Annotated in this window: 12 protein-coding genes; 7 read left to right on the top strand and 5 right to left on the bottom strand. The window is 73.9% G+C overall.

Going from position 1 to position 12454, the window contains the following annotated elements; all coding sequences use genetic code 11:
- Positions 1-34: 34 nt before the first annotated feature.
- Both nudC and ACFVYI_RS18055 read left to right on the top strand, forming a co-directional pair.
- The gene (gene nudC, locus ACFVYI_RS18060; RefSeq protein WP_387886402.1) at positions 35-976 is read left to right on the top strand and encodes an NAD(+) diphosphatase; all 942 of its coding nucleotides are present in this window, start codon (positions 35-37) and stop codon (positions 974-976) included.
- A 277-nt stretch (positions 977-1253) separates the two neighbouring features.
- Positions 1254-2096, top strand: a complete 843-nt coding sequence (locus ACFVYI_RS18055; RefSeq protein WP_387886400.1) for a GntR family transcriptional regulator — start codon at positions 1254-1256, stop codon at positions 2094-2096.
- Between the two features lie 35 nt (positions 2097-2131).
- Here ACFVYI_RS18055 and ACFVYI_RS18050 read toward each other — a convergent pair whose 3' ends face one another.
- Positions 2132-2389, bottom strand: coding sequence for a mycoredoxin (locus ACFVYI_RS18050; protein WP_360632813.1), 258 nt, complete (start codon positions 2387-2389; stop codon positions 2132-2134).
- 189 nt (positions 2390-2578) lie between these two features.
- On the opposite strand from ACFVYI_RS18050, the gene ACFVYI_RS18045 reads away from it, so the two are divergent.
- The 4 genes from ACFVYI_RS18045 (at position 2579) to ACFVYI_RS18030 (ending at position 6519) form a co-directional block, all read left to right on the top strand.
- Positions 2579-4810, top strand: a complete 2232-nt coding sequence (locus tag ACFVYI_RS18045) for an ATP-dependent DNA helicase UvrD2 (protein WP_387886397.1) — start codon at positions 2579-2581, stop codon at positions 4808-4810.
- A gap of 294 nt (positions 4811-5104) precedes the next feature.
- Entirely contained in the window at positions 5105-5587 is a 483-nt protein-coding gene (locus ACFVYI_RS18040; protein ID WP_387886394.1) for a hypothetical protein, read from the top strand.
- 219 nt (positions 5588-5806) lie between these two features.
- On the top strand, positions 5807-6124 hold the full coding sequence (locus ACFVYI_RS18035) for a WhiB family transcriptional regulator (protein WP_360633045.1): 318 nt from the start codon (positions 5807-5809) through the stop codon (positions 6122-6124).
- A 149-nt stretch (positions 6125-6273) separates the two neighbouring features.
- Positions 6274-6519 (top strand): hypothetical protein, encoded by a 246-nt coding sequence (locus ACFVYI_RS18030; RefSeq protein WP_387886439.1) that lies wholly within the window; start codon positions 6274-6276, stop codon positions 6517-6519.
- Positions 6520-6608: 89 nt separating this feature from the next.
- Here the strand turns inward: ACFVYI_RS18030 and ACFVYI_RS18025 are convergent, their stop codons facing one another.
- Both ACFVYI_RS18025 and ACFVYI_RS18020 read right to left on the bottom strand, forming a co-directional pair.
- Positions 6609-7982, bottom strand: coding sequence for an ABC1 kinase family protein (locus tag ACFVYI_RS18025; protein WP_387886393.1), 1374 nt, complete (start codon positions 7980-7982; stop codon positions 6609-6611).
- A gap of 141 nt (positions 7983-8123) precedes the next feature.
- Positions 8124-9209, bottom strand: a complete 1086-nt coding sequence (locus ACFVYI_RS18020; protein ID WP_387886390.1) for a ThiF family adenylyltransferase — start codon at positions 9207-9209, stop codon at positions 8124-8126.
- 255 nt (positions 9210-9464) lie between these two features.
- Here ACFVYI_RS18020 and ACFVYI_RS18015 point away from each other — a divergent pair, with 255 nt between their 5' ends.
- The gene (locus ACFVYI_RS18015; RefSeq protein WP_387886388.1) at positions 9465-10193 is read left to right on the top strand and encodes a M48 family metallopeptidase; all 729 of its coding nucleotides are present in this window, start codon (positions 9465-9467) and stop codon (positions 10191-10193) included.
- Positions 10194-10299: 106 nt separating this feature from the next.
- On the opposite strand, the gene ACFVYI_RS18010 is transcribed toward ACFVYI_RS18015, so the two are convergent.
- Together ACFVYI_RS18010 and ACFVYI_RS18005 are read right to left on the bottom strand one after the other, a co-directional pair.
- Positions 10300-10887: an NUDIX hydrolase gene (locus tag ACFVYI_RS18010; protein ID WP_387886386.1), complete on the bottom strand. Its 588-nt coding sequence runs from the start codon at positions 10885-10887 to the stop codon at positions 10300-10302.
- Positions 10884-12440 (bottom strand): zinc-dependent metalloprotease, encoded by a 1557-nt coding sequence (locus ACFVYI_RS18005; RefSeq protein WP_387886383.1) that lies wholly within the window; start codon positions 12438-12440, stop codon positions 10884-10886. Before ACFVYI_RS18005 ends, ACFVYI_RS18010 begins: the two co-directional genes overlap by 4 nt.
- Positions 12441-12454 lie beyond the last annotated feature (14 nt).

Genomic DNA, 12454 nt, shown 5'->3' with positions numbered 1-12454 from the left:
ATCCGGATGATTCATCACGTGGGGATGGAACGAAGTGAGCACCGTGCCTGAGACCGAACGCCCGCTGCACCTGGCACTGGCCCGGGCCGGGGTGGACCGGGCGGCCCAGCACCGGTTCGACGAGCCCTGGCTGGCGGCCGCCTGGAGCCACCCGACCACCAAGGTGCTGCCGATCGCCGGCGGCGAGGCGTTCGTGGTGGACACCGGGCAGGGCACCGAACTGGTCCTGCTGCCCTCGTTCGAGGCGCCGCAGACCGGCGACCGCTACTTCCTCGGCACCGACGAGGACGGGGTGTCGTACTTCGCGATGGCCGGCGAGAGCCTGCCCGGGCGCCTCGACGGCGACGCCCGGCCGGCCGGGCTGCGCGAGGTCGGGGCGATGCTCTCCGACCGGGACGCCGGGCTGCTGGTGCACGCCGTCGCGCTGGAGCACTGGCACCGGCTGCACAGCTTCTGCTCGCGCTGCGGGCACCCGACCGAGAAGGCCGGCGCCGGCCACGTCCGGCGCTGCACCTCCTGCGCGGCCGAGCACTACCCGCGCACCGACCCGGCGGTGATCATGATGATCACCGACGAGCAGGACCGCTGCCTGCTCGGCCGGCAGGCGCTCTGGCCGGAGGGGCGCTGGTCGACCCTGGCCGGTTTCGTCGAGCCGGGGGAGTCGATCGAGCAGGCGGTGGTCCGCGAGGTCTTCGAGGAGGCCGGGGTCCGGGTCGCCGAGGTCGGCTACGTGGCCAGTCAGCCGTGGCCCTTCCCGTCCAGTCTGATGCTGGGCTTCATGGGCAAGGCCGATCCGGACGGGACGACGATCACCGTGGACGGCGAGGAGCTGGCCGAGGCGCGCTGGTTCTCCCGGGAGGAGCTGCGGGCCGGCATGGCGGCGGGCGAGATCCTGCCGCCGTCCGGGATTTCGATCGCCCGTCACCTGGTCGAACTCTGGTACGGAGAGCCGCTGCCCTCGGCGGCGCGCTGGTAATTCCGACAATCGGGGGCGTGCGGCTTATTGCCGTGCGCCCCCGAATTCGTTTCGTGCCCTCCAAAGCGCTGTCCGGCTGACCGCCCGGCGCGGCCGAACGGGTGAACAGAGCCGATTTCCCGCTGGTCGGGCGCGCTGATGTTCGTATCCGGAGGGGCCGCTTCCTGCCGCTTCCCGCCCGGGTCGGGCGCCCGATCCTGGCCCGCCGTCGCCGATCCGGGTCGACATTGTCGGAATCGCCTGAAACCGGGTCACCCCTCTCGCTACATTCACTCGGGTGACAATCCCACGGGGCACCGCCCAATCCCCCAAATACCAGCGCCTCGCCGCCGATCTGCGCCGCCGGATCGCCGAGGGCGAGTTCACCGCCCAGGCCGCCCTCCCGGTCGAGAGCGAACTGGAGCGCCAGTACGGGGTCGCGCGCAACACCGTCCGGCTGGCCGTCGACGTCCTGGTCAACGAGGGCCGGTTGGTCCGCCTCCAGGGCAAGGGCACCTACCTCCGGGAGCACCCCGTCCTGGACCACCGCGCCTACGGTCCGACCCCGGCGGCGCCCGCGCCGCGGGACTGCCTGGCCGTGCCCACCGCCGTCTACCTCGGCGAGGCCGCCGACGCCGGCCGGGAGCTCACCGTCGACTTCGAGATGATGATCGTCCGGGCCCGGGTCGACATCGCCGAGCGGCTCGGACTGCGGCCCGGCGAGGCCATCGTGGTCCGCCGCCAGCTGCGGCTGCTGGACCGCGAGCCGTACTCGATCGAGGAGAGCCACTACCGGGCCGGCCTCGCGGCGGGCACCCCGCTGATGGAGCCCGACCAGATCGACGGCGGCGACGAGGCGGTGCTCGCGCTGCTCGGCCGCACCGAGATCGGCGCGGTGGACCACCTGGTGGCCCGGATGCCCGGCCCCGAGGAGGCGCAGTGGTTCCAGGGCGGCCCCGGGGTGCCGCTGATGGTCCAGACCCGGGTGACGTACGACCGGCGCGGTCCCGTCCGGGTCATCGAGACCCGGTACTCCGCCGACCGCAGCCGGCTCGTCTACGGCGTCGGCGACCTCGCCGCGCGGGCCCTGCTGCCCGCCCCCGCCGCACCGGTCGACCCGGCCCGGGCCGACGCACCCTGAGGCGCGCCGGCCCGGACCCGGCGGCGTACCGCCGGTCAGGCCGCCAGGGCCTTCTTGACCTGCATCAGGCTCGGGTTGGTCATCACGATCTGCTCGCCGCCGCGCTCCGGCGTCACCAGGACGGTCGGCACGATCTGGTTGCCGTCGTTCACGGACTCGACGAAGGACGCCGAGTTCGGGTCCTCCTCGATGTTGATCTCGGTGTAGCCGATGCCTTCACGGGTCAGCTGGCTCTTGAGTCGGTTGCAGTACCCACACCAGGTCGTGCTGTACATCGTCACGCTGCCGGACATCGAGGGGCTCCTTCGGGAAGTGGGCGTGCGGTCTGAGGGAGGAACGTCCGTCACGCATCGGTCATTCCGCGTGCGCCCGGCGTGAGATCGACCTCGCACGCCCGAGCGCGCACCGTTCATCCTGCGATCGCACCGGGCCTGTGGACAAGCCCGCCCCGGTTGTCCCACCGGGCTGAGAGGATGGAACGCATGCAGGAAGACCTCTTGAGCGGCAGCCCGTTCGACGACTACCGCGCCGCGTCCGGCCCCGACGCGGTGCTCGCCGGGCTCGACCCGGAGCAGCGGGCCGTCGCCACCGCCCTGCAGGGGCCCGTCTGCGTGCTCGCCGGCGCCGGCACCGGCAAGACGCGCGCCATCACCCACCGGATCGCCTACGGCGTGCGCAGCGGCGTCTACCAGCCCGCGCAGGTCCTCGCCGTGACCTTCACCGCCCGCGCGGCGGGCGAGATGCGCGGCCGGCTGCGCCAGCTCGGCGCCGAGGGCGTCCAGGCCCGCACCTTCCACGCCGCCGCGCTGCGCCAGCTCCAGTACTTCTGGCCGCGCGCCGTGGGCGGTCCGGTGCCGCAGCTGGTGGAGCGCAAGGTCCAGCTGGTCGCCGAGTCCGCCGCGCGCTGCGGGCTGCGGGTCCAGCGCACCGAGCTGCGCGACCTCACCGCCGAGATCGAGTGGGCCAAGGTCTCCCAGATCGGCCCCGACGACTACCCGGCCGCGGTGCAGAAGTCGGCCCGCGAGGCCCCGCGCGACCCGGCCGAGACCGCCCAGGTCTACCGGGTGTACGAGGAGACCAAGAGCCGCCGCGGCGTCATCGACTTCGAGGACGTCCTGCTGCTGACCGCCGCGATCCTGGAGGACCGCCCGGACATCGCCGACCAGGTCCGCGCCCAGTACCGGCACTTCACCGTCGACGAGTACCAGGACGTCTCCCCGCTCCAGCAGCGGCTGCTCGACCAGTGGACCGGTCCCGCCGCCGGCAGCCTCTGCGTGGTCGGCGACGCCAGCCAGACCATCTACTCGTTCACCGGCGCCACCCCCGACTACCTGCTGAACTTCCGCACCCGCCACCCCGAGGCGACGGTGGTCAAGCTGGTCCGTGACTACCGCTCCACCCCGCAGGTCGTCCACCTCGCCAACGGGCTGCTCGCCCAGGCCCGCGGCGAGGCCGCCCGGCACCGGCTGGAGCTGATCTCGCAGCGCGAGGCCGGTCCCGAACCCGTCTACACCGAGTACGAGGACGAGCCGACCGAGGCCGAGACCACCGCCCGCCGGATCAAGGAGCTGCTGGCGGCCGGCGTGCGGGCCAGCGAGGTCGCGGTGCTGTTCCGCACCAACGGCCAGTCCGAGGTCTACGAGCAGGCGCTCGCCGACCTCGGCGTCTCCTACCAGCTCAAGGGCGCCGAGCGGTTCTTCGAGCGGCCCGAGGTCCGGGACGCCGGCGTGCTGCTGCGCGGCGCCGCCCGGGCCGCCTCGGACCCGCTCACCGACGGCACCCCCGGCCTCGCCGCGCAGGTGCGCGCGGTGCTCGCGACCCGGGGCTTCACCGCCGAGCCGCCGGCCGGCTCCGGCGCGGTGCGCGAGCGCTGGGAGTCGCTGGCCGCGCTGGTCCGGCTCGCCGAGGACTTCGAGCGCACCCGCGCGGCGGCCGGCGAGCCGACCGACCTGGCCGCGTACGTCGCCGAGCTGGACGGCCGGGCCGCCGCCCAGCACGCGCCCGCCGTCGAGGGCGTCACGCTGGCCTCGCTGCACGCCGCCAAGGGCCTGGAGTGGGACGCCGTCTTCCTGGTCGGCCTCACCGAGGGCACCATGCCGATCATCTACGCCAAGACGGACGAGCAGGTCGAGGAGGAGCGCCGGCTGCTCTACGTCGGCGTCACCCGGGCCCGCAAGCACCTCTCGCTCTCCTGGTCGCTCTCCCGCTCCCCGGGGGGCCGGGCGAGCCGCAAGCCGACCCGCTTCCTGGACGGCCTGCGGCCCAACTCCGGGGCACCGGGCGCGCGCGCCGGGGGCCGGGGCGGGCGCGGTGGCGTCGAGCCCGGCGAGCGCTCCGCCGGGCGCCGGGCGCGCGGTCCGGTCCGCTGCCGGGTCTGCGAGCGGGTGCTCACCGAGGCGGTCGAGCGCAAGCTGCGCCGCTGCGAGAGCTGCCCCTCCACGATGGACGAGGCGCTGTACGAGCGGCTGCGCGAGTGGCGGGCCGGGCAGGCGAAGAAGCAGGGCGCCCCGGCCTACGTCGTGTTCACCGACGCGACGCTGATGGCGATCGCCGAGGACGTCCCCGGGACCACGCAGGAACTGGCGGTGATCTCGGGGGTCGGTGCGATGAAGCTGGACAAGTACGGGGCCGCCGTGCTCTCGTTGTGTGCGGGGGAGGAGCTCACGGAGGATCCGGTCGACGTCGAGGACGGCGATCCGGGCGAACCGGCCTGAGCCGGTCCCGGGCGCTCTACGGGGCGGTCGGAGCCGATGTCCCGGGGCACTTCGGAACCCGTCGGGAAACTCGCCGGAAAAATAGTTTGCGCGCCGTACCGGGAGCGCAATAGCCTGCCGGAGCGGTCAAGGGGACGCGAACGCACGGGGTGACGCCTGTGCCATGTCCCCCGGTGCCCGACAGCTTCTCCGCACACCAGCACCACGCTTCACCTGCACCACCGAGACAGACATCCGAACAGTTCGGAGCCCGGGAGACCAGGCCCCGCGAGACGCCGAGAGGAGGCGAAGACAGTGGAAACCATCATGATCACCAAACTGACTGGCCAGACCGTCGTCGCTACCTCCTTGCGTGCCGCCCGCCTGCGGGCTCTCGCCGAGCTGGGTGGAACCGGTCTGGGTCTCGAAGCCACGGGTGCCTCCGTCGCTCCCGTCGTCTCCGTCGTCCCCGTTGTCAGTGGTCTTGGACACACTGGCCTCTGCGGCGCGGATATCACGGGCGGTATTGACGGCACCTCTGTCGAGACCGGTCTGTCCCGTGGCTGGGCGTCCGTGAGCACGTCGCGCTCCCTGCGTGACGAGCGACCGACCCAGGCACCGAAGGCAGCCGTAGCCGCCGCCCTGCATGGCGGCTATGCGCAGGTCATCGGTGCCGGAAACGCCCAGAAGCAGAACGAGCAGCAGATCAACAAGCAGGCCATGGCCGCCTTTACCGGCGCCACGGCCATCCGGATGCGGGCCTTCCGCGGGCCTGAACCCTGGAGAGAACGAACCTGAGGAAGTCTCAGGTCGGCACCTCCAGGGCCGCGGAACCCGTCACACCGGGATCCGCGGCCCTTCTGTTTTGTCCGGTACGCAAGACCACCCAGGCCCTCCGGGGCCTCCGGCCCAGCCCCACCAGTCAGCTGAGCCGGACCCACTGAAAAGACGAGGAAGACGCCCACAGTGTCCACGGTCATCACGCCGCCCATCCCGTCCGTACCGCAGACAAGCCAGATCACCCCGGCCGACCAGGCCGACCCTCCGGAGGTTTCCCTGATGCAGATCACCACCATCGACCAGGCCGAGGCGCTCGGTCTCCCCATCCCGTGCCGCGCCTTCGACCCGGAGGTCTTCTTCGCCGAGACGCCCGCCGACGTCGAGTACGCGAAGTCCCTCTGTGGCACCTGCCCGGTCAAGGACGCGTGTCTGACCGGTGCGCTGGAGCGGCGCGAGCCGTGGGGCGTCTGGGGTGGCGAGCTCTTCGTCCAGGGCGTCGTCGTGGCCCGCAAGCGGCCGCGTGGCCGTCCGCGCAAGACCGAGGTCGCAGCGTGAACCCCGCGCTCGGAGCCAAGGCCGTCCGCCGGGGAGAGCAGCCCCCGCTGGACAGTGCCCTTCGCCGCTCCGTGCGGATCGCCGCCGCGAAGGCTGACGCAGCCCGCACCGTCCACTTCCCCACGTCGCACCACGAGCAGGACCACGACATGACCGCCGCCGCCATTGATCCGACCGTCCGCGCCGAGCAGACCACTGAACTTCAGATCCAGAACAGGACCCTTGAGATGCAACTCCTCCACGAATCCCTGGCCCGTGCCCATATGCAAGACCGCTTGCAGGAGGCCGAGCACGAACGGCTCGTCACCCGGGTCGCCCGGGCCCGCCGGCTCAAGCTGAGGGCCGAACGGGCCTCGCTGCGGGCCCGCAAGGCCCTCGCCGTCGCGCTGATGTAAGCGCGCCGGTCCGGACAAACACCCCCGTCGTGCCGCAGGCCGCCCCCCGTACCGGGGAGCGGCCTGCGGCCGTTGGTGCCGGGGCCCCGTCAGGGCTTCTTCACGGCCGCGCGCTTCTTCGGCCCGGCGGCGGGACGCTCCTCGAACTCCGGGAGCCACCGCCGCATCTCCGCCCGGAACGGGGCGTTGGCGCCCAGCTGGCAGAGCACCCCGATGGTGCTCAGCGTGACCCGGTGGATCAGCAGGTACGCCGGGGGCAGGTTGAGCTGCTTGCCCAGGTTGTAGGCGGGCGAGCGCGGATCGGCGATCCGCGCGGCCTGGGCCCGCATCCAGGCCCGGGTGAAGTGGAAGGTGTCCACCGCGGCCGGCTCGATGATCGGCACCAGGTAGTCCAGCACCGCGTCCGGGTCCAGCTCGATCGAGGGCTTGACGAAGCCCTCCTCGCGCAGCATGTCCAGCACGCCCGCCGCGTCGCCGGCCAGGGCCATCCGCAGCGAGGCCCCGATCGGTGCGGGCAGCCCGCCCGGCAGCCGGTCGACGGTGCCGAAGTCCAGCACCCCGAGCCGCCAGCCGGCCACCGGACCGTCGTCCTTCAGCAGCCGGAAGTTGCCCGGGTGCGGGTCGGCGTGCAGCAGACCCGTCCGGGACGGGCCGGCGAACAGGAACCGGGCCAGCAGGTGTCCGGCCCGGTCGCGCTCCTCCTGGGTGCCGCCCGTGATCACCTCGGCCAGCGGGGTGCCGTCCATCCACTCGGTGATCAGCACCTGGTCGGCCTGCGCGACCACGCCGGGCACCCGGATGTCCGGGTCGCCCGCGAACTCCTCGGCGTGCCGGCGCTGGGCCTGCGCCTCCAGCTCGTAGTCCAGCTCCTCCGCGACCCGCTCGCGCAGCTCGGTGATCAGCGGCTTGATGTCGAGACCGGGGATGAGCGGGCCGAGCAGCCAGGCCACCCGGCTCAGCTGTGTGAGGTCGGCCAGGAGCGCGTCACCCGCGCCCGGGTACTGGACCTTGACGGCCACCTCGCGGCCGTCGTGCCAGACGGCCCGGTGCACCTGGCCGATCGAGGCGGCGGCGGCCGGCCGGTCGTCGAACTCCCGGAACAGCTCCCGCCAACCCTCGCCGAGCCGTTGGGTGAGCGCGGTGTGGACCGTGCCGGCGGGCATCGGCGGAGCGGCGTCCTGCAGTTTGGTCAGTGCCGCCCGGTAGGGCCCGGCGACCTCTTCGGGCAGCGCGGCCTCGAAGACGGACAGCACCTGCCCGAACTTCATCGCCCCGCCCTTGAGCTCGCCCAGGACCTTGAAGAGCTGGTCGGCGGTGGCCTGCTGGAGCTCGGCCGTCACCACCTCGGCCGACCGGCCGCCGATCCGCCTTCCCAGCCCGAGGGTGGCCCGGCCGGCTATTCCCAGCGGCAGGGCGGCGAGCCGTGCTGTGCGGGTCATTGCCTTGCGCGGAAGATCGCTCACCCGGGCCTCCAATCCACACGCCCCCGGCACCCCACGACCGGGGGCCGACCATCACTACGCCATTGTGCCCGTTCGCCGCCCCGGCCTCGGCACCCTTTTCCGACCTGTCGCACCGTGGTCGCGGCGCCGCCGACCGGGCGGTCAGCCCGGCGGCCGCGGTTGCCAGAGGCAGCCGCAGTCGGGGTGGCCCTTCAGCCGCAGGCGGCGCGGCATGCCGTCGACGGCGGAGAGCTCGCACCAGCCGTCGAGGCTCGGCGGGCGGCCGCCGTCCAGGTAGACCTGGGCGTGGAGGGCGGCGAGGCCGGCCACCGCCGTCGCGAGGCCGGTGTCGCAGGCGGGGGTGCGGGCCCGGCCGGGGCCGTCGTCGGCGAGCTGGGCCAGGATCCGCGGCCAGGCCGGATCCTCGTCCTCGCGGGCCAGGACCAGGCAGTGGCCGCAGGCCGAGACGCCCGGTACGACGAGCGGCCCGACCACGCCGAACTCCTCCACCACCCCGACGTAGAGGTGCGCCACCCCGGCCCGGAGCAGTTCCCTGGCCTCGGCCGCGCCGCCGGCGAAGGCGCCGCTGCCGTCCCGGGGCGCCAGCACCACCAGGTCGGGGGGCTGCTCCGGCCGGCGCCGGGTGTCCGGGGCGGTGCGCCGGGCCGAGGCCCGCTGGAGGGCCTCGCGGGCGGCGGTGGACCGCAGCCGCCCGACGTCGCCGGGTGGCAGGCCGGCGGGGGAGCAGTCCCCGGGTCGGACCCGGCCGGTGTCGGTCACCGTCACCGCCCCCGTGCCGCCGGCCGCCAGGACGGCGGCGAGCGCGGCCCCGACCCGGCCGGCGCCGCGCACCTCCACCCTGCGGTCGGCGCGGCGGGCGAGGACGGCGGGGGCGGTGCCGGGTCCGGAGTGCACCAGCGAGAGCGAGGCGAGGTCCGGGCCGAGCAGCTCCCGGTGCGGCTGCGGGAAGCGGGCCAGCGCGCTGCCCGCCGCGTCGGCGTCGTCGAGCAGCCCGGCCTGCTCCAGCTCGTCCAGCAGGGCGCCGGTCGGCTCGCGCCCGAGACCGGCCCGCTCGCCTGCCTCCAGCAGCGCGGGTCGGTCCCGCGTCCCGTCGAGCAGGCCGAGGAAGTCGCAGCGGGCCCGGTCCGCGCGTTCGAGCACTCCGGCGTACTGGCGGACGGTGCCGAACTGCAGGGTCTCGGAGTCCCGCCAGCTGCGGGAGAGGGCGGGCTTCAGCAGGAGGCGCACGGCGGTTTTCCTTCCGATCGTTTCCGGACGGCCGAGGCCAGCCTGCCCGATCGGTGCGACCGCGTGCTCCGCGTTGTCCACAGGCACGGGCACATGATCGAATGATCCGTTCGCACACCCTGTGGATAACCTGCCGTCCGGTGCGAGGTCGTATTCCGGACACTCTCCGGCGACCTTTCGTTCCCGATCACTCCACGAAAGATTTCGGCCATGGCAGCGGACTTCTGTCAGCGGTACCGGGTAACGTCGTGTGCCATGGCAGCCGAACGGGACTCCCATCCCCCGGCGTCGCGTCGGCGTGCCCGTGCAGCCTCCGGGTCCCAGGTCGCGACGCCCAGCACGCGCGGGCGCCCGGACCAACAGTCGACCTCGGCGCCGCCGCAGCCCTCTCCTCCGCCGGACACGCACGTCGAGCCGCCGCTCGACCGCTCCCGGGTAGAGGTCCGGCGCAGTGCCCGGCGCAGCCGCACCGTCTCGGCGTACCGCGAGGGCGACCGCACGATCGTGCTGATCCCGGCCCGGATGTCGCACGCCGAGGAGCAGCGCTGGGTCGCGCAGATGCTGGAGAAGCTGGCCGCCCAGGAGAGCCGCCGGGTGCTCGGCGACGACGCGCTGGCGGCCCGGGCGCGCGAGCTGTCCGCCGCCTACCTGGGCAACCGCGCCCAGCCCCTCCAGGTCCGCTGGGTCACCAACCAGAACTCGCGCTGGGGCTCCTGCACGCCGAGCGAGCGGACCATCCGGCTCTCGCACCGGCTGCAGGGCATGCCGGAGTACGTCGTCGACTACGTGCTGCTGCACGAGCTCGCCCACCTGCTGGTGCCGGACCACGGTCCCTCGTTCTGGGCGCTGCTGGAGGCGTATCCGCGGACGGAACGGGCGCGCGGCTATCTGGAGGGCGTCGTCTCGGCGGCCCGGTTGCCGCACATCCCGGGCGCCCGGCACGCGGGCCCCCCGGAGGCCGCCCCGACGGGCTCCTGCGGCTGACCGGAGCGGTGGCCGCCGGGGTGGCGGGTCCGCGCGGAACCTCGGACGTGCAGACGTGAAGGGGCGCGGGCCACCGTGGCCCGCGCCCCTTCCTCGCCGTCGCGCCTCAGCCGGTCAGTTCCCGGGCGCGCGCCACCAGGTCGCGCACCGAGTGGTCGGTCAGCTCGGGCAGCCGGTCGAAGTCGAACCAGCGCAGGTCCAGCGACTCCTCGCTGATCAGGGCCTGGGCGCCTGGCGGCGCAATCGCGATGTACTGGACGTCCAGGTGGGTGTTCTCCGGCCGGTCCTTGCCGGTGCAGCGGACCTGGTGCCGGTCGAGCTTGGCCGGCACCGGCACGCCGTCGGTGGCCAGCAGGACGAGGTCCGGGATGCCCGACTCCTCGGTGGCCTCGCGCAGCGCGGCGGCGGCCAGGTCGCGGTCGCCGGGCTCGCAGTGGCCGCCCATCTGCAGCCAGAGGCCGACCTTGGGGTGCAGGGTGAGCAGCACCCGCCCGGCGGCCGGGTCGACCACGGCCGCGCTGGCGGTGATGTGGGCGGGCAGGCAGGAGCGGAAGAGGCCCTCGGGCTGCTCGGCCAGGTGGTCCAGGTAGTCGCAGCGCAGCTGCTCCTGGTCCGGGCCGGCGGGCCGCCAGTCGCTCAGGGTGCGGACGGCGTCCGCGTGCAGCGCGGACGCGCCCGTCTCGGTGAGCGTCATGCGGTGGGCTCGCCCTTCCCGTCCTCGTCCTCGTCCTTCTTCTCCAGGTCGGGCTTCGGGGCCGCCGGCGGCCCGCCCGCGGCGGCCTCGCCGAGCAGCTTGTCGATCGCGTCGAAGTCCAGACCGCCCTCCTGGTCACCGGCGGTGTCCCGGTGCACGAAGGCGTCCGGGTCGTCCAGGTCGGCGGCGGTGGGGAGCATGTCGGGGTGCTGCCAGAGGTCGTCGCGGCCCTCGATGCCCCGGGCGTCGGCGAGCAGCGCCCAGAGCCGGGCGGCGTCGCGCAGCCGGCGCGGGCGCAGCTCCAGGCCGACCAGGGTGGCGAAGGTCTGCTCGGCGGGGCCGCCGGCCGCGCGGCGGCGGCGGACGGTCTCGCGCAGGGCGCCGGCCTGCGGCAGGTGCGGCTCGGCGGCGGCGTGCACGACGGCGTCGACCCAGCCCTCGACCAGCGCCAGCGCCGTCTCCAGACGGGCGAGCGCGGCCTTCTGCTCGGGGGTGTCCTCGGGCTGGAGCAGGCCGCCGGCCAACGCCTCCTGGAGCGCCTCGGGGTTGCTCGGGTCGAGCTGGCCGACGAGCTCCTCCATCCGGGAGGTGTCGACCTTGATGCCGCGCGCATAGGCCTCGACCGCGCCGAACAGGTGGGCGCGCAGCCACGGCACGTGGGCGAAGAGGCGCTGGTGGGCGGCTTCGCGCAGGGCGAGGTAGAGCCGGACCTCGTCGGCGGGCACGTTCAGGCCCTCGCCGAACTCGGCGATGTTCTGCGGCAGCAGCGCGGCCTTGCCGGCCGGGGCGAGCGGCAGGCCGACGTCGGTGGAGCCGACCACCTCGGCGGCGAGCGCGCCGAGCGCCTGGCCGATCTGGCTGCCGAACATGGCGCCGCCCATCGAGCGCATCATGCCCATCAGCGGGCCGGCCATGGCCTGCATCTCCTCGGGCAGGACGCCGCCCATGGCGGTGCCGACCCGTTCGGCGACCGGGTCGACGAGGTCCTTCCAGACCGGCAGGGTGGCTTCGATCCACTCGGCCCGGCTCCAGGCGACGGCGGTGCCGGCCCCGGAGGGGAACTCGGTGACGCCGTCCAGCCAGAGATCGGCGAGCCGGACGGCCTCGGCGACGGCGGAGCGCTCGGAGGCGCCGACCGACCGGTCCTTGGACTTGCCCTCGACGGGCTCGGCGACGACGGTCTGGCGGGCGATGTCCTTGGCGAGGTCCCAGTTCACCGGGCCGCCCTCGAACGACAGCATCTGGCCGAGCTGCTGGAAGGCGGCGCCGAGGTCGTTGGGGTTGAGACCGCCGAACATCGCGGCGAAGGGGTTGTCGCCGCCGCCCGGCCCGCCGGGGGTGCCGGGGGCACCGGGGGCACCGGGCATCCCCATGCCGAAGAGCGCGCCGAACGGGTTCCCGCCGAAGCCGAACGACTGGGGGCTGCCCTCCTCGCCGCCCTGGTCCTTCTTCTTCTGCTCGTCGCCGGGGCGGCCCTTGCCGTCCTCGGGCTTGGCCTTGCCGTCCTCGGGCTCCTCTGGCGGAACGCCGAATCCGAAGGGAAGGTCGCTCACGGGGTCCTCGATCC

The organism is Kitasatospora sp. NPDC058218 (assembly GCF_042882445.1).
Lineage (GTDB): Bacteria > Actinomycetota > Actinomycetes > Streptomycetales > Streptomycetaceae > Kitasatospora.
Note: the sequence above shows the minus strand (reverse complement) of the source record. Positions and strands in the feature narration are given on the sequence as shown.

Bases quoted from the DNA above. Each gene is read 5' to 3' on its own strand.
- ACFVYI_RS18045 (WP_387886397.1), top strand. From the start codon at position 2,579: ATGCAGGAAGACCTCTTGAGCGGCAGCCCGTTCGACGACTACCGCGCC.
- ACFVYI_RS18010 (WP_387886386.1), bottom strand. From the start codon at position 10,887: ATGACGCTCACCGAGACGGGCGCGTCCGCGCTGCACGCGGACGCCGTC.
- ACFVYI_RS18050 (WP_360632813.1), bottom strand. From the start codon at position 2,389: ATGTCCGGCAGCGTGACGATGTACAGCACGACCTGGTGTGGGTACTGC.
- ACFVYI_RS18030 (WP_387886439.1), top strand. From the start codon at position 6,274: ATGACCGCCGCCGCCATTGATCCGACCGTCCGCGCCGAGCAGACCACT.
- ACFVYI_RS18015 (WP_387886388.1), top strand. From the start codon at position 9,465: ATGGCAGCCGAACGGGACTCCCATCCCCCGGCGTCGCGTCGGCGTGCC.